Source organism: Pseudomonas cavernicola, assembly GCF_003596405.1.
Classification (GTDB): Bacteria; Pseudomonadota; Gammaproteobacteria; order Pseudomonadales; family Pseudomonadaceae; genus Aquipseudomonas; species Aquipseudomonas cavernicola.
Genome location: NZ_QYUR01000002.1, coordinates 2,233,012 through 2,249,045, shown reverse-complemented (window position 1 = coordinate 2,249,045; position 16,034 = coordinate 2,233,012). Strand labels below are relative to the sequence as shown.

Sequence of the window (16,034 nt, the reverse complement as noted above, 5' to 3'; positions counted from 1 at the left end):
TGCGAGCGCGATGTAGTGGCGGCAAAGCTCGCCTACCGCGCGACCAAGCGCTAATGTGCTGCGCCAAGCGGCGCGGTTAAGCTGCATTAGCGATTCGATCAGCCGTGGCACAGGTTGTCGCGGCCTTGCCAGGGGCGCAAGCGAGCGTCCTGGTCTGTTCCAGAGGAGTAAACATGGCGGTCTACAACTACGACGTAGTGGTGCTGGGTTCGGGGCCGGCGGGCGAGGGGGCGGCGATGAACGCCGCCAAAGCCGGGAAAAAAGTGGCGGTGGTGGACAGTCGTCGCGAAGTCGGCGGCAACTGCACGCACCTCGGCACCATTCCGTCCAAGGCGCTGCGTCACTCGGTGCGGCAGATTATGCAGTACAACACCAACCCGCTGTTCCGGCAGATTGGTGAGCCGCGTTGGTTCTCCTTCCCCGACGTGCTGAAGAGTGCCGAACGGGTGATCGCCAAGCAGGTCACCTCGCGCACCGGTTTCTACGCGCGCAATCGCATCGACGTGTTCTTCGGTACCGGCAGTTTTGCCGATGAGCAGACCGTTGAAGTGGTGTGCCCGAACGGCGTGGTGGAGAAACTGGTCGCCACGCAAATCGTGGTGGCTACCGGCTCGCGCCCGTATCGCCCGGCCGACATCGATTTTGGCCACCCGCGGGTCTATGACAGCGACACCATTCTTAACCTCAGCCACACACCACGCCGGCTGATCATCTACGGCGCCGGGGTGATCGGTTGTGAGTACGCTTCGATCTTCAGCGGTCTGGGTGTTCTGGTCGACCTGATCGACAACCGTGAGCAGCTGCTGAGCTTCCTCGATGACGAAATCTCCGATGCGCTCAGTTACCACCTGCGCAACAACAATGTGCTGATCCGCCACAACGAGGATTACGAGCGTATCGAGGGCGTGGATAACGGTGTGGTGCTGCATCTGAAATCGGGCAAGAAGATCAAGGCCGACGCACTGCTCTGGTGTAACGGGCGTACCGGCAACACTGACAAGTTGGGCTTGGAAAACATAGGCATCAAGGTCAATACCCGTGGCCAGATCGAGGTCGATGGGCACTATCGCACCAGTGTCTCCAATATCTATGCTGCGGGTGACGTGATCGGCTGGCCGAGCTTGGCCAGTGCGGCTTTCGACCAGGGCCGCTCGGCCGCCGGGAGCATTATCGAGGACGGTAGCTGGCGTTTTGTCGACGACGTGCCGACGGGTATCTACACGATTCCGGAGATCAGCTCGATCGGCAAGACCGAGCATGAGCTGACTCAGGCGAAGATTCCTTACGAGGTGGGCAAGGCGTTCTTCAAAGGCATGGCGCGTGCACAGATTGCCGGCGAGCCAGTGGGCATGTTGAAGCTGCTGTTTCACCGCGAAACCCTGGAAGTGCTCGGCGTGCACTGCTTCGGTTATCAAGCTTCGGAGATCGTCCATATCGGCCAGGCGATCATGAACCAGAAGGGCGAGGCGAATAGCATCAAGTACTTCGTCAACACCACCTTCAACTACCCGACCATGGCCGAAGCCTATCGGGTGGCAGCGTTCGACGGTCTCAACCGGCTTTTTTGAGCGGCTCCGACCGGTGGCCTGAGCCGGTCGGGGGGATGACTTCTATTTAGGGGTCAGCAGCGATTCCCGAGGGTGGCGCTGGCCAAACCGGGAAAGTCTGTAATCAGGCTGTCCACGCCGAAGTCGGCGAGCCGGCGCATCAGCGCCGGTTCGTTGACCGTCCACACCGACACATGCAGCCCCTGCTTTTGGGCTTTCAGCAGGCGTTCCGGGGTGCATAGCGTCCAGTTCAGTGCCAGCAATTTACAGTCGTAGTTCTGCGCGATCTTGAGCGGGTCGAGCCAGGCGTATTCCGCGACCAAGCCGCGGGATAGCTCAGGGGTCAGGCGTGTCAGTGCGCGCAACACTTCCCGCGAGCTGGAGGTGACGGTGACCTTGTCGACCAGACCAAAACGCCGCGTTAACTCCTGAATCGCGAGCACGGTGTGTGCCGCGCGAACCCGTGAGGCGCTTTTCACCTCCAGCTGCCAGTGCTCGAAGTCGCACTTCTCGAACAGTTCCGCCAGTCGTGGGATCGGGCAGGGCTGCACCCAGCCTGGGCCGCCTTTGCGCGCGTCGTAGGTAACCAGTTCGGCGGCCTCGTGCTCCACCACCTTGCCGCGGTGACCAGTAGTACGCTTCAAGGTCGGGTCGTGAATTACCATCAACTCGCTGTCGCGCGACAGGTGCAGATCCAGCTCGCAACGGCGGACGCCGTGCGCCAGGCATTTCTGGAAACTGGTCAGGGTGTTTTCGGGTGCTTCGCCCTTGGCGCCGCGGTGGCCGTAGATCTGGGTCACGGTTGCTCCTTAATTGGCTGTTCCTGCACTTTGGGCTCATTTAAATGGCGCGACTGGTGGTGGCGCACGCTATCGATCACCCGGCCACTTTCAAAGTAGATGCTGAACTCGCGATAGTCCCAGCGGTTGATGGGTGGTTTGCCGACGGCAGGATGTTCCTCATCGGGCAGGCCGAAGCGCTCAAGCACCGCATGCTGCGATTGACCGCGAGTGGGTAGGGCGATATTCGTCGCTCCTTGCTGGCCAAGGGGGATCTCAAGGGTTTCAGCGAAGCCGGGGAGCGGCAGCAGCAGGACCAATAGCAGAAGAAAGCGCGACATCGACATCTCTTTGGCGGGTGGTTAGGGGTTTTCGCGGGCCTGGCGGCGTTCCAGCGCCTGCTTCTGCAGAATATGTCGAGCGAGCAGCTGGCGCTGTGCGTCGGTCAACGCTTCGAACGCCGTGCCAATTTCGTAGAGGCCGTTCTCGCGTTGCTGGCAGTGAAGCACCTGTGCGCGTAGCAGTAGCCCCAGGGCTTGCGGCATGAGCACCATCTTGATTGCCAGATGGGTGCCGACGGCAACCGCCTGTGGGGTGTCAAAACTGATGCCGCCTTCGGAGAGGGTCACCTGCTTGGGTGTGCCGATGTCGCGTAGCAGGCTCTGCGCAAGGGCCTGGCCGAGCAGGTCGATGCGCTTGTTGATGACCTTCAGGTAGTTGGCCAGGGTGCGATCGCGTTCGCTGATATGCCGCAGCAGATGCTGCGATTCGAAATCGGTGAGATGTAGATCGCTGAGTAGATTGAACAGTGGCGAGGCGTCATGCAGCACCTCGCTGGCGAGCGCGTCGGAGCCGGACAGTTGGCTGAATTCCAGTGCGATCGTGTCCTCGATACGATAGTATTCGCGGCGATCATCTTCATCTTGTGACGTCATGGCGAACCCATGGCAGCAGTGGTGGTCTGAGTGTAAGGCCGCTCGCCAAGCCTCGCCACAAGGACGTCTCTTCTTTCGCCAGCGAATCAACTCCTTCTATGTTCAGACCGCTGTCCGTATTTATCGGCGCACGTTATACGCGCGCAAAACGCCGCAACCATTTCGTTTCGTTCATCTCTCTTACTTCGATGATCGGTCTCGCCTTGGGCGTGCTGGTGATGATCGTGGTGTTGTCGGTGATGAATGGCTTCGATTACGAGATGCGTACGCGGGTGCTCGGCATGGTGCCGCACGCTACTGTCGAGTCGGCTGAGCCGATAGGCGACTGGCGCCGCATGGCCGCCAAGGTGCTGAAACATCCGCAAGTGCTGGCGGTCGCACCATTCACCCAGATGCAGGGTCTGCTGACCCACGATGGCAAGGTGCAGAAGGTGCTGATCAATGCGGTTGATCCGCAGGAAGAACGTAAAGTGTCGATCATCGACAAATTCTTCCTGCAGGGCAGTCTCGATGACCTCAAGGCTGGAGCCTTCGGCATCGTTATCGGCGATAAGGCGGCCGCCAAGCTGGGTGTGGTTGTTGGCGACAAAATTACCTTCGTGGCACCAGAGGTCACGGTAACGCCGGCCGGTATGTTTCCGCGGCTGAAACGCTTCACGGTGGTCGGTATTTTCCACGTGGGGGCTGGTGAGATCGATGGTTATCTGGCGCTGACCAACCTGAATGACATTGCCCGGCTGCATCGCTGGAAGGCCGATCAGGTGCAGGGGCTGCGTCTCAAGTTCGCCGATCTGTTCCAGGCGCCGCGTACGGCCTGGGAGATTGCCGGGCAACTGGGCGACAAGGATTACTACGCGCGGGATTGGACCCGCACCCACGGCAACCTGTATCAGGCGATCCGGATGGAGAAGGCCATGATCGGTTTGCTGTTGCTGCTGATCGTTGCGGTGGCGGCATTCAACATCATCTCCACGCTGGTCATGGTGGTCACCGACAAAAAGGGAGACATCGCCATTTTGCGCACTTTGGGCGCCACTCCGCGGCAGATCATGCTGATTTTCATGGTGCAAGGTACGGTGATCGGTGTCGTCGGCACCTTGATCGGCGCTGTGCTCGGCATTTTCTCCGCGCTTAACGTGAGCAGCTGGATCGCTGCGCTAGAGCGCCTGCTGGGCATCAAATTCCTCAATGCCGATGTGTACTTCATCGACTATCTACCTTCGAAGCTGATGAGCGAAGACGTGCTGCTGGTCTGTGCCGCCGCGTTGCTGCTGAGCTTCCTCGCCACTCTTTATCCGGCCTGGCGTGCGGCACGCACCCAGCCCGCGGAGGCGCTACGTTATGAGTGATTTAGCTATGCAGCATCGGGCCGTTCTGAGTTGTCGCAACCTGGGCAAGAACTACGAGGAGGGCCCGCAGTCGGTGGTGGTGCTCTCCAGTCTTGAGCTGGAGCTGCATCCGGGCGAGCGGGTGGCGATTGTCGGCAGTTCGGGCTCAGGTAAGAGCACGCTGCTGAACATGCTCGGTGGTTTGGATACGCCCAGCAGCGGCAGCGTCTGGTTGGCCGGTGAAGAGCTCTCGGCCTTGAATGAGAAGGCCCGTGGGCTGCTGCGTAATCGCGCGCTTGGGTTCGTCTACCAATTCCACCACTTGCTACCGGAATTCACCGCGCTGGAAAACGTCTGCATGCCGTTGTTGATCGGTCGCGTCGCGATTCTCGAAGCGCGTCAGCGGGCGACGGCGTTGCTTGAGAGGGTTGGCTTGGGCCATCGTCTGGCGCACAAACCAGCAGAATTGTCCGGTGGCGAACGCCAGCGGGTGGCCATCGCTCGTGCCCTGGTCAACCAGCCTGGCCTGGTGTTGCTCGATGAGCCGACCGGTAACCTCGATCACCATACGGCGCAAGGTATCCAGGATTTGATGCGCGAGCTGAGCACTGCATCGAAAACGGCATTTTTGGTGGTGACTCACGATATGGATCTCGCGCGGCAGATGGATCGCGTGCTGCGCTTGGAAGACGGCCGGCTGGTCGCCGCTTGACGGCGAGTTTCTTCCACTTTTCACGGTGCTTTCGCGAATGTTCAGACCGCTCCCCATCTTCATCGGCATGCGCTATACCCGCGCCAAGCGCCGTAATCATTTCATCTCCTTTATCTCGTTGACCTCGATGATCGGTCTCGCCTTGGGCGTGCTGGCGATGATCGTGGTGCTGTCGGTGATGAACGGCTTTCAGAAGGAAATGAGCTCGCGGATTCTCGGCATGGTGCCGCACGCGACTATCGCCGGAGTGCAGCCGCTGGAGGATTGGCATTCGGTCGCCGCTGCGGCGATGAAGAATCCCCAGGTGATCGCAGCGGTGCCGTTTAGCGAGTTGGAGGGCATGCTCTCGTACAAGGGCGCAATGCAGCCGATTCAGATCAATGGCGTCGATCCGCAGGAAGAGGCCAAGGTTTCGATTATCGGCCAGCACATCGTTCAAGGTCGTTTGGATGATCTGAAGCCTGGCGAGTTTGGTATCGTCATCGGGGAAATCACTGCCCGGCGTTTTCGCCTGAATGTCGGCGATAAGTTGACCGTGATCATCCCGGAAGTCAGCTCGGCACCCGGCGGGATTACCCCGCGGATGCAGCGTCTCAACGTGGTCGGGGTATTTAAGGTTGGCGCAGAGCTGGACAGCTCGCTGGCGCTGATCCATGTGGCCGATGCCGCGCAGATGCAGCGTATGCAGTCGGGGCAGGTGCAGAGTGTGCGGCTGGCGCTGAAGGATCTGTACCAGGCGCCGCAGGTCTCCGCGGCGATCGCCAATGAGTTGGGCACGGACTACCGCGCCAGCGACTGGACGCGCACCCAGGGCAGTCTGTTCAGTGCGATGAAGATGGAAAAAACCATGATCGGTTTGTTGCTGCTGCTGATTGTGGCAGTAGCGGCGTTCAATATCATCGCCACGCTGATCATGGTGGTGGCCGATAAAGGCGGGGATATCGCAATCCTGCGTACCCTCGGCGCCACGCCAGGGCAGATCATGCGGGTGTTCATGGTCCAGGGCACGGTGATCGGGACGATTGGGACGTTGATCGGCGGTGTGTTAGGGGTGATCGCTGCCTTGAATGTCAGTGCCGTGGTCGGTTGGTTGGAGAAAGTCAGTGGCCAGCAGATTTTCAGTTCGGACGTCTACTTCGTCAGCAACCTGCCTTCCGATCTTCAGAGCTTCGATGTCGTGCTGATTTGTGCTGCGGCGTTTACCCTGAGCTTTTTGGCGACGCTCTATCCGTCCTGGCGTGCCGCGCAGATTCAGCCGGCGGAAGCCTTGCGCTACGAGTGACCGGTACGGAAATGAAAAGCGCCGCTCGATACAGGCTGTGCGAAAACGTACTAATGGTTGACCAAGCAAACGCCCCGACTGGTTCGGGGCGTTTTGCTGTGTGCGGACCCAGGGGAGAAAAAGGCTGTATCAGCCCATCAATCCGATGAGGTGGCGTGCGCCGAGCACGTTGATCGCTCTTTTGAGGTTATAGGCCTGTACCGCTAAGGCCATTTCGGTTCGTGCTCCCTTCAATTGGCGAAGCAGGAAGCGACCATTACCAAATAGCCATTGTTTGAGGTTGCCAAATGGATGCTCGACGATGGATCGCCTACTCGCCATCATCTCGGGCTGCGCCTGCAGCCGCTGCTCCATTCGCTCAAAGGCCGCCTCGTGGGCATGGCGTCTCAGGTAGCGACGCTGGGCGTTGGTGCACTGTGCCTTGAGCGGGCAAGCGCTGCAGTCGCTGATCGCCGCGTGGTAGATACGCTCCCCGCGATTCAGTTGCTTGAGCGTCAGCAACTTGCCTGCCGGACAGCGGTACTGGTCGCTCTCTGCGTCGTAAGTGAAATCACTTCGCTCGAACAGCTGCGTATCACCACCCCGGTTGTTAACTGCCCGGTTGGGCGGCACATAGGCGGTAATGCCGGCATCTTCGCATGCCTGGAACTGCTCGCCGTTGGAGTAACCGGCATCGGCAGTGACCGTCAGCACGTCCTGCTGCAACTCGGACTGGGCGGCTTTAGCCATCGGCTCGAGCTGCTGGGTATCGTTGCCGTCCTGTGTGACCTCGTGATGCAGGATCAGGCAATGCTCGGCGTCCACAGCTGTTTGCACGTTGTAAGCGACGCGCCCACCCCGAGGGGTACGCATCATCCGGGCATCGCTCTCGGTGGTGATGAATTGCTCAAGCTCCAGGGCCTGCATCAGTGCTTGGCAAGTCAGGTTGTCGGCCTGTTTGGCTTGCAGTCGCTCCAGCGCCGTTTTTACCGCGCTACGGTCAACGGCCTCATTGGCTTCGGACTTGTCCGCCTCATCCAGCTCCGCCAGGTACTGGGCGATACGCTTATCCAGCTTCTCTTGCTGACGCTTGAGCTTCTTCAGATCCACATGCCGACGCGCTGAGGCCACGGCCTTGAATTTGCTGCCATCGATGGCCACCAACTCTCCGGCGATCAGCCCGGCTTGACGGCAAAACTGCACGAAGGCCCGACAGGTCGCGCTGAACGCTTGTCCGTTGTCCTTGCGGTAATCGGCGATGGTCTTGAAGTCCGGCTTGAGCCGATTGAGCAACCACATGACTTCGACGTTGCGCAGGCATTCAGCTTCGAGGCGTCGGGAGGAGCGGATGCGTTGGAAATAGCCATACAGGTACAGCTTGAGCAGGTCCGCCGGATCGTAGGCAGGACGCCCCGTACTCTTGGGAGTGGCTTTGGCAAACCCGAGTAGCTTGAGGTCCAGTCGAGCCACGTAGGCATCGATCACACGGACCAGATGGTCGTCGGGAATCAACTCTTCCAGCGAAACCGGAAACAGACTGGTCTGGTCTCGCGCCTCTCCTTGGATGTACGCCATAACGAAAAATGCCCGTATCTTTCGATGCGGGCATTTTCTTCAACTACCAATCAGAACGCTAGGTTTTCACACAATCTGGATAGCGGCGTTTTTCATTTCCGGCCTGCTGCATTTCACGCACTACGCTGACGCCGAGCGGCCTGGCGTTTTTGCCAGTGGTGCCCTACCCACCAGCGCCAATAGAGCATGGTCAGCACATAGCCACAGATTCCCGCGAGCACGCCACAGACCACCGAGCCGAGCAGGAAGGGTTGCAGAATGGGTTTCCACAGCAGTTGGATCAGCGCCCAGGACGGCTCGTCGAAAAAGTGACTGATTCGCGGCCAGACCTGCGCGCTGATCTCATCCGCTGGAACTTGTAAGATCCAGGCGCCCATCTTGTAGGTACAGTAAAAAACCGGCGGCATAGTGATGGGGTTGGTCAACCACACCAGTCCGACCGAGATGGGCAGATTGCCTCGCGCCATCACCGCGAGGCCCGCTGCAAGCAGCATTTGCAACGGCAGGGGGATAAACGCAGCGAAGAGGCCCACGGCCATGGCGCGGGCCACGGAATGGCGGTTGAGGTGCCAGAGATTGGGGTCATGCATCAGACTGCCAAGAAAGCGCAGAGAGTTGTGCTCCCTGATGCTTTGCGGATTGGGCATGTAGCGCTTGAACAGGCGGCGCGGCATAAGAGCTCTCTGGCAGGGCATAAAGCGTCGATTATGCCTAGATTGTAGGAGTTCTACTTTCTCACTTTGTGACAACAAATAAGCAGGGCCGGGTTAGCGCAGGCTGATTCAAGGATGAAGTTCTCAGGAGTTCGATCAGATGCGCACAGGGATGTTGGCGCTTGCCACTGGGCTTTTGCTCTTGCGGTTTCTTCCCGCGTTGCCGCCCGTTTGGGTGTTGTGGGTTTTGCCTATAGTGGGGCTGATACTGCTGCCATTTCGCAGTTATCCCGTGGCGTTCTTCCTGTTCGGTTTTACCTGGGCCTGCACTTCGGCGCACTGGGCGCTGGAGGATCGTCTGGCCGCCAGGCTGGATGGTCAGACGCTGTGGCTGGAAGGGCAGGTGGTTGGTTTACCGGAAATCCGTGACGGCGTGGTGCGCTTTCAGCTGCACGGTGCCGAGTCGCGCCGCGCACGGCTGCCAGATCTTCTGCGCCTAGCCTGGTACGACGGCCCTGAACTGCATGCCGGTGAGCATTGGCGCCTGGCGGTAAAGCTGAAACAGCCACATGGGCTGGTCAACCCGCAAACCTTCGATTACGAGGCTTGGCTGCTGGCGCAACGGATCGGCGCTGGCGGCACGGTTAAGCGCGGCGAACTGCTGAGTCCGGCCCAGGGGCCGTCGGCTTGGCGGGATGATTTGCGTAGACGTTTGCTCAGTGCCGATGCTCACGGGCGGCAAGGCGCCTTGGCCGCCTTGGTGCTGGGTGATGACTCTGGCTTGACCATGGCGGATTGGCGCCTGCTGCAGGACACCGGCACGGTGCACCTGTTGGTTATCTCGGGCCAACATATCGCGCTGCTGGCGGCGTTGATTTATGGCTTGATCGCCGGTTTGGCGCGCTTTGGCTGGTGGCCACGCATTTTGCCGTGGTTGCCCTGGGCCTGTGGCCTGGCCTTTGCGGGTGCTCTCGGTTATGGCCTGCTGGCCGGCTTCGATGTGCCAGTCCAGCGTGCCTGCGTGATGGTGGCTGTGGTGTTGCTGTGGCGGCTGCGTTTTCGGCATTTAGGTGTATGGATGCCCTTGTTACTGGCGCTGAATGCGGTGTTGTTGGCTGAGCCGCTGGCCAGCTTGCAGGCAGGTTTTTGGCTGTCATTTGGTGCGGTGGCGATTCTGGCCTGGGTCTTTAGCGGGCGGCTGGGTGCCTGGTCCTGGTGGCGCACCTTGGCGCGCGCGCAATGGACGATGGCTATTGGCCTGTTGCCGCTGTTGCTGGCGTTGGGCTTACCGATCAGCGCCAGTGGCCCGCTGGCGAATTTGTTGGCCGTGCCTTGGGTGAGCTTGGCGGTGGTGCCGCTGGCGTTGCTGGGCACCTTGTTATTGCCGGTTCCTTGGCTGGGCGAGATGCTGCTCTGGCTTGCCGGTGGTCTGCTGGAATTGTTATTCCTTGTGCTGGCACAGATCGCCACCTGGCTGCCGGCGTGGTTCTCGCCGGCATTGCCACTGTGGGCCTGGCTGCTTGGCAGTCTGGGGGTCTTGCTGTTGCTGCTGCCTGGTGGTGTACCGCTACGCGGTTTGGGGCTGGCGTTACTGTTGCCACTGTTCTTCCCGCCGTTACATAAGCCGCCGGCAGGGCGGGTCGAGGTCTGGCAGTTGGATGTCGGACAGGGTCTCTCCTTTCTCCTGCGTACCCATGAGCATGCGTTGTTGTACGACGCCGGCCCGCGTTATGGCGATTTCGATCTGGGCGAGCGAGTAGTGCTGCCGTCCATGCGCAAGTTAGGCGTTAGTCAGCTGGACTTGCTACTGCTTAGCCACGCCGATAGCGATCACTCCGGTGGGGCGCTGGCTGTGCAGCGTGGTATGCCGGTCGCACAGGTACTGAGTGGCGAGGCGCAGGCTTTGCCAGCGGAACTGGGGGCGCAACCCTGTACCGATGGTGTCAGCTGGGAATGGGACTCCGTACGCTTTTCGACCTGGCGCTGGCAGCAAGCCGAGGATGGCAACCAATCCTCCTGCGTGCTGATGGTCGAGGCGAATGGTGAGCGCCTGCTGCTAACCGGTGATATCGACAGTCGTGCGGAGCGAGCTTTGCTCGACAGTGGTCGCGACCTGCGTGCCGACTGGTTGCAGGCACCACACCATGGCAGCCGCAGTTCATCGTCGCAGGCCTTCTTGCAGGCAGTAACGCCGCGTGCAGTGCTGATCTCCCGTGGTCAGAACAATGCCTTCGGTCATCCTCATCCGCAGGTAATGGCGCGCTACCGGGCTTTGTCGCTGGAGGTTTTCGACAGCGTAAAAAGCGGCGCTCTGCGTTTTGAATTAGGTGCCCATGCGTCGGCGCAAGGCTTGCGCGAACAGGCGAGATTTTGGCGGGAAAAATGAGAACGGCGGCGGTCGGCGACATTGCGACCCTATGCTAGAGTGGCGCCACTTTTCCGAGGAGAACCAACACCGTGTGGGAACTAGTCAAAGCAGGCGGCTGGATGATGCTGCCGATTATTCTATGTTCCATCGCTGCCATGGCCATCATTGCCGAGCGCCTGTGGACTCTGCAAGTCAGCCGGATTGCTCCGCCGCATCTGCTTGGGCAGGTTTGGCGTTGGATCAAGGACAAACAGCTCAGCAAGGAGAGGCTCAAAGAGTTGCGTTTCCACTCTCCGCTGGGCCAGATCCTGGCCGCCGGTCTGGCCAACTCCAAGCATGGTCGCGAGATCATGAAAGAGTGCATCGAGGAGTCAGCCAGCAGGGTTATTCATGAGCTGGAGCGCTACCTGAATGCCCTCGGCACCATTGCTGCCATGGCGCCGTTGCTGGGGCTGCTTGGCACCGTGTTCGGCATGATCGAGATTTTCAGCGGCTTTATGGATAACGGCATGGCCAATGCCCCGGTACTCGCTGGTGGTATCGCCAAGGCGCTGGTTACCACCGCTGCGGGCCTGATCGTGGCGATTCCGGCGGTGTTCTTTCATCGTTATCTGCTGCGTCGGATCGACGAAATAGTGGTCGCGATGGAGCAGGAAGCGATCAAGTTGGTGGAGGTGGTGCAGGGCGATCGGGAAGTCGACTTCGCCGAGGACGCTAAACCGTGAAGTTCCGCCGTAGAGCGGGCGGCGCGGCCCGCGATGAGGTTTTTCTCAATCTGACGTCGTTGATCGACGTGATCTTCGTCTTGCTGCTGTTCTTTGTGGTGACCACCAGTTTCAGTCGACCAACCCAGCTGAAAATCGAGCTGCCCGAAGCCGTCAGCGGCACACCGCCGCAACCGAGCGAGCTGAAGCAGCTGGAGGTGGCCATCAGTTTCGACGGCAGCTATACGCTGAATGGCCAGGCGCTATTGAAGAGTGACCTGAACACCCTGATGTCGGCTTTGCAGAAGGAGTCTGAGGGTGACAACAGCTTACCGTTGACCATCAGTGCCGACGGCAAAACCACCCATCAGGCAGTGATTACGGCCATGGATGCGGCCGGCAAGCTCGGCTTCAGCCATTTGCGCATCACCACCGTTGAGGCCCAGGCGGCTCCCTGATGGCGGCCCAGTCTTTGGTCACCCAGTTCTGATGGCAATCTCCGAGCGCCTGCTTGATGCCTGGTATCGCGGCCATCCGGCGCTGACCCTGCTGCGACCGCTGGAATGGCTTTACCGCGCGGTGGTTCAGCACAAGCGCAGTCGGTTCCTGGCGGGCGCGGGTGAGGTTTACCAAGCGCCGGTGCCGGTCGTGGTGGTGGGCAATATCACCGTTGGTGGTACTGGCAAAACCCCGCTGATTCTCTGCTTGATCGAGCATTGCCGTGCCCGTGGCCTCAAGGTTGGCGTGGTCAGCCGTGGCTATGGCGCAAAGCCTGCGCAGTTGCCCTGGCGAGTCAGTGCCGAACAAAACGCCAGTGAGGCGGGCGATGAGCCTTTGCTGATCGTCCAGCGCAGTGGCGTGCCGTTGATGATCGATCCAGATCGTTCGCGGGCGGTGCGCGCCTTACTCGAAGCCGAGCCGTTGGATCTGATCCTCTGTGACGATGGGTTACAGCATTACCGGCTGGCGCGTGATCTTGAGTTGGTGCTGATCGATGCAGCGCGCGGCCTCGGTAATCGTCGCTGCTTGCCGGCCGGGCCCTTGCGCGAACCGATCGAGCGTCTGCAGAGCGTGGACGCGCTGCTGTATAACGGCGCGCCGACGGATGTTGATGGCGGCTACGCCTTTCAACTGCAACCGACGGCACTGGTTAATCTAGTCAGCGGTGAGCGCTACCCACTCACGCATTTCCCGGCCGGGCAGGCACTGCACGCGGTTGCCGGCATTGGCAACCCGCAGCGTTTCTTCAATACGCTCGAGGCGTTACACTGGCGGCCGACTCCGCATGCCTTTGCCGATCACGCGCAGTTTGGCGCCGAGCAGCTGAATTTCAGCCCGGCGCAGCCTGTCGTGATGACCGAGAAGGACGCGGTGAAGTGCCGCGCCTTCGCCACCGCTGATTGGTGGTATCTGGCAGTGGATGCCGTGCCTTCGCCAGCTTTCCTGGCCTGGTTCGATGCGCAACTGGCTCGCTTGCTACCTGGCCATTCATAAAGCTGTTGAGTGCATCACGAGCGCAGGATTGCCAGGCGCCGTCCGTCTCGGTGAAACAGCTAAGCCGTTAATCAGCTTTCAAGGATTCCCCCATGGACCCGAAACTACTCGATATCCTCGCCTGCCCCCTATGCAAAGGCCCGCTCAAGCTTGCTGACGATAAATCCGAGCTGATCTGCAAGGCTGATGCGCTGGCTTTTCCCGTGCGTGATGGAATTCCGGTGATGCTGGAAAACGAAGCGCGCAGCCTCAATGTCGACGAGCGTCTGGACAAGTAAATGAGCAACGCTTTTACCGTTGTTATTCCCGCGCGGTTCGCATCCAGCCGCCTGCCTGGCAAGCCGCTGCAGGAGATTGCCGGCAAGCCAATGGTCCAGCACGTCTGGGAGCAGGCTCGGAAAAGCAGCGCCCAGCGCGTGGTGATAGCCACTGACGATGCGCGCATCGTCGAAGTCTGTCGCGGCTTTGGCGCCGAGGTGCTGCTGACTCGTGAGGATCACAACTCGGGCACCGATCGTTTAGCCGAGGTGGCGAGCCAGCTGGGTTTGGCCGGCGATGCGATTGTGGTCAATGTGCAAGGTGACGAGCCGCTGATTCCGCCTGCGATCATCGATCAGGTCGCGGCCAATCTGGCGGCCCATCCTGAGGCGGCGATAGCTACCCTGGCCGAGCCGATTGAAGATGTTGCTGCGCTGTTCAATCCGAATGTGGTGAAGGTGGCGACTGACCTGAACGGTCTGGCGTTGACCTTTAGCCGTGCGCCATTGCCTTGGGCACGTGATGCTTTTGCAGTCAGTCGTGAACAGTTGCCGGCGGACGTGCCATACCGCCGGCATATTGGTATCTACGCCTACCGCGCGCAGTTTCTCCATGACTTCGTGGCCTGGGGGCCGTGCTGGCTGGAGGATACTGAGTGCTTGGAGCAGCTGCGTGCACTCTGGCATGGCGTGCGTATCCATGTCGCGGATGCCTTGGAAGCGCCGCCTGCGGGGGTTGATACGCCGCAAGACCTTGAGCGCGTACGGCGCTTGCTGGGGGCTTGATGCGCGTTCTGTTTGTCTGTCTGGGCAATATCTGCCGCTCGCCGACCGCTGAAGGGGTGTTCCGCCATAAGCTGCGGGCGGCGGGGCTGGAATGTCGAGTCGAGGTCGACTCGGCGGGTACCGGCGACTGGCACGTCGGTAAAGCGGCGGATACGCGTACCCGTCGCGCCGCCCAGTTACGTGGCTATGACCTTTCGCAATTGCGTGGGCGGCAAGTCAGTGCGGCGGACTTCCAGGCCTTTGATCTGATCCTGGCCATGGATCAAAGCAACTTGCAGCATCTTAAGGGCATGCAGCCGGCTAATGCCAAGGCTGAGCTGGATCTATTCCTGCGCCGTTACGAGTTGGCTTTGGATGAAGTGCCTGACCCCTATTACGGTGGCGAAGACGGTTTTGAGCAGGTGCTGGATTTGATTGAGCAGGCGAGCGATGGGCTGCTCAATGAAGTGAAGGGGCGTCTATGAGTCTGCAATTGCAGGAGTGGGTGTCTCTCAAAACCTTCAATACCTTCGGTGTGGATGTGCGCGCTCAGCTATTTGCCGATGCGCATAACGAGCAGGATGTGCGCGCAGCGTTAGTCGCGGCAGCCCAGCGTGAATTGCCGCTGTTGGTGATCGGTGGTGGCAGTAATCTGCTGCTGACTCGCGATGTCGAGGCCCTGGTGTTGCGCATGGCCAGTCGCGGCATTCGTATCCTCGGCGAGGACGGACAGCGGGTAATCGTCGAGGCTGAGGCGGGTGAGCCCTGGCATCCTTTCGTGCTGTGGAGTCTGCAGCAGGGGCTGGCTGGGCTGGAGAACCTAAGCCTGATCCCGGGCACTGTCGGTGCCGCGCCGATGCAGAATATCGGCGCCTATGGCGTCGAGCTGAAAGATGTCTTTGTTGGCCTGACTGCGCTGGATCGCCAGACGGGAGAGTTGCGAGAGTTCTCGCTAGTGGAGTGTGCTTTCGCCTATCGCGATAGCCTGTTCAAGCGTGAAGCGGGGCGTTGGCTGATCCTGCGCGTGCGTTTCGCCCTGAGTCGAGCGAGCGAACTGCACCTGGACTATGGCCCGGTGCGCCAGCGCCTGGCGGAGCAGGGCATTAGCGCGCCGACCGCGACGGATGTCAGCCAGGCTATTTGCGCCATACGCAGTGAAAAGTTGCCGGATCCGGCAGAGCTGGGGAATGCCGGCAGTTTCTTCAAGAATCCCTTGGTTGCTCCTGAGTTGGCTGAGCGTTTGCGGGGTGAGCAGGCGGGCTTGGTGGCTTATTCGCAGGCCGATGGCCAGGTAAAGCTGGCGGCTGGCTGGCTGATCGAGCGTGCCGGCTGGAAGGGGTTTCGTGATGGCGATGCTGGCGTGCATCGCTTGCAGGCCTTGGTGCTGGTCAACTATGGCAGGGCCACGGGTCAGCAGTTGCTCGGACTGGCGCAGCGCATTCAGGCGGACGTGCTGGCTCGCTACGGCGTCAGCCTGGAAATCGAACCTAACGTGCTTTAACCGTTCGGCGATTAATTCGTTCTGGGTTGATCGCTGAACAGGCTTTGTATTGCTCCTGACCTCTTTGGCTTATCCCAGCGTTTACGTGCGGCTTGTTCGCGGCGCGGTTAACGCCTGCGGTGTGTGTAGGAGCGAATTCATTCGCGAACAAGAGC

Annotated in this window: 17 protein-coding genes; 12 read left to right on the top strand and 5 right to left on the bottom strand. The window is 60.2% G+C overall.

Annotation, left to right across the window (positions count from 1 at the left end; translation table 11 throughout):
* Positions 1–173 precede the first annotated feature (173 nt).
* On the top strand, positions 174–1,568 hold the full coding sequence (gene sthA / locus D3879_RS10810; protein WP_119954244.1) for a Si-specific NAD(P)(+) transhydrogenase: 1,395 nt from the start codon (positions 174–176) through the stop codon (positions 1,566–1,568).
* A gap of 53 nt (positions 1,569–1,621) precedes the next feature.
* Here the strand turns inward: sthA and D3879_RS10805 are convergent, their stop codons facing one another.
* From D3879_RS10805 to D3879_RS10795, 3 genes are read right to left on the bottom strand one after another with little or no spacing between them, the layout of a single operon-like run.
* Entirely contained in the window at positions 1,622–2,347 is a 726-nt protein-coding gene (locus tag D3879_RS10805; RefSeq protein WP_119954243.1) for a glycerophosphodiester phosphodiesterase, read from the bottom strand.
* Positions 2,344–2,667, bottom strand: a complete 324-nt coding sequence (locus tag D3879_RS10800) for a phosphodiesterase (RefSeq protein ID WP_119954242.1) — start codon at positions 2,665–2,667, stop codon at positions 2,344–2,346. The genes D3879_RS10805 and D3879_RS10800 overlap by 4 nt, the downstream gene beginning before the upstream one ends.
* Before the next feature lie 21 nt (positions 2,668–2,688).
* Entirely contained in the window at positions 2,689–3,261 is a 573-nt protein-coding gene (locus tag D3879_RS10795; RefSeq protein WP_119954241.1) for a PilZ domain-containing protein, read from the bottom strand.
* A 98-nt stretch (positions 3,262–3,359) separates the two neighbouring features.
* Between D3879_RS10795 and D3879_RS10790 the strand changes: the two genes are divergently transcribed.
* Genes D3879_RS10790 through D3879_RS10780 form a run of 3 tightly spaced genes read left to right on the top strand, consistent with a single transcriptional unit; the run spans position 3,360 to position 6,583 of the window.
* The gene (locus tag D3879_RS10790; protein ID WP_119954240.1) at positions 3,360–4,610 is read left to right on the top strand and encodes a lipoprotein-releasing ABC transporter permease subunit; all 1,251 of its coding nucleotides are present in this window, start codon (positions 3,360–3,362) and stop codon (positions 4,608–4,610) included.
* Positions 4,611–4,617: 7 nt separating this feature from the next.
* Positions 4,618–5,301 (top strand): lipoprotein-releasing ABC transporter ATP-binding protein LolD, encoded by a 684-nt coding sequence (gene lolD / locus D3879_RS10785; RefSeq protein ID WP_177412429.1) that lies wholly within the window; start codon positions 4,618–4,620, stop codon positions 5,299–5,301.
* A 37-nt stretch (positions 5,302–5,338) separates the two neighbouring features.
* On the top strand, positions 5,339–6,583 hold the full coding sequence (locus tag D3879_RS10780) for a lipoprotein-releasing ABC transporter permease subunit (RefSeq protein ID WP_119954238.1): 1,245 nt from the start codon (positions 5,339–5,341) through the stop codon (positions 6,581–6,583).
* Between the two features lie 129 nt (positions 6,584–6,712).
* Here the strand turns inward: D3879_RS10780 and D3879_RS10775 are convergent, their stop codons facing one another.
* Both D3879_RS10775 and D3879_RS10770 read right to left on the bottom strand, forming a co-directional pair.
* Positions 6,713–8,137 (bottom strand): IS1182 family transposase, encoded by a 1,425-nt coding sequence (locus D3879_RS10775; protein WP_119952353.1) that lies wholly within the window; start codon positions 8,135–8,137, stop codon positions 6,713–6,715.
* Positions 8,138–8,250: 113 nt separating this feature from the next.
* Entirely contained in the window at positions 8,251–8,811 is a 561-nt protein-coding gene (locus D3879_RS10770) for a DUF2062 domain-containing protein (protein ID WP_119954237.1), read from the bottom strand.
* 139 nt (positions 8,812–8,950) lie between these two features.
* Here D3879_RS10770 and D3879_RS10765 point away from each other — a divergent pair, with 139 nt between their 5' ends.
* The 8 genes from D3879_RS10765 (at position 8,951) to murB (ending at position 15,879) form a co-directional block, all read left to right on the top strand.
* Positions 8,951–11,176: a DNA internalization-related competence protein ComEC/Rec2 gene (locus D3879_RS10765; protein ID WP_119954236.1), complete on the top strand. Its 2,226-nt coding sequence runs from the start codon at positions 8,951–8,953 to the stop codon at positions 11,174–11,176.
* A gap of 71 nt (positions 11,177–11,247) precedes the next feature.
* Positions 11,248–11,883 (top strand): MotA/TolQ/ExbB proton channel family protein, encoded by a 636-nt coding sequence (locus tag D3879_RS10760; RefSeq protein WP_119954235.1) that lies wholly within the window; start codon positions 11,248–11,250, stop codon positions 11,881–11,883.
* The gene (locus D3879_RS10755; protein ID WP_119954234.1) at positions 11,880–12,320 is read left to right on the top strand and encodes an ExbD/TolR family protein; all 441 of its coding nucleotides are present in this window, start codon (positions 11,880–11,882) and stop codon (positions 12,318–12,320) included. Before D3879_RS10760 ends, D3879_RS10755 begins: the two co-directional genes overlap by 4 nt.
* Before the next feature lie 31 nt (positions 12,321–12,351).
* Positions 12,352–13,356, top strand: coding sequence for a tetraacyldisaccharide 4'-kinase (gene lpxK, locus D3879_RS10750; protein WP_119954233.1), 1,005 nt, complete (start codon positions 12,352–12,354; stop codon positions 13,354–13,356).
* Positions 13,357–13,448: 92 nt separating this feature from the next.
* On the top strand, positions 13,449–13,634 hold the full coding sequence (locus D3879_RS10745) for a Trm112 family protein (protein WP_119954232.1): 186 nt from the start codon (positions 13,449–13,451) through the stop codon (positions 13,632–13,634).
* Positions 13,635–14,399 (top strand): 3-deoxy-manno-octulosonate cytidylyltransferase, encoded by a 765-nt coding sequence (kdsB, locus tag D3879_RS10740; protein WP_119954231.1) that lies wholly within the window; start codon positions 13,635–13,637, stop codon positions 14,397–14,399.
* Positions 14,399–14,863, top strand: a complete 465-nt coding sequence (locus D3879_RS10735; RefSeq protein ID WP_119954230.1) for a low molecular weight protein-tyrosine-phosphatase — start codon at positions 14,399–14,401, stop codon at positions 14,861–14,863. Before kdsB ends, D3879_RS10735 begins: the two co-directional genes overlap by 1 nt.
* Complete coding sequence (gene murB / locus D3879_RS10730) at positions 14,860–15,879, top strand: UDP-N-acetylmuramate dehydrogenase (protein WP_119954229.1); 1,020 nt, start codon at positions 14,860–14,862, stop codon at positions 15,877–15,879. Before D3879_RS10735 ends, murB begins: the two co-directional genes overlap by 4 nt.
* Positions 15,880–16,034: the final 155 nt, after the last annotated feature.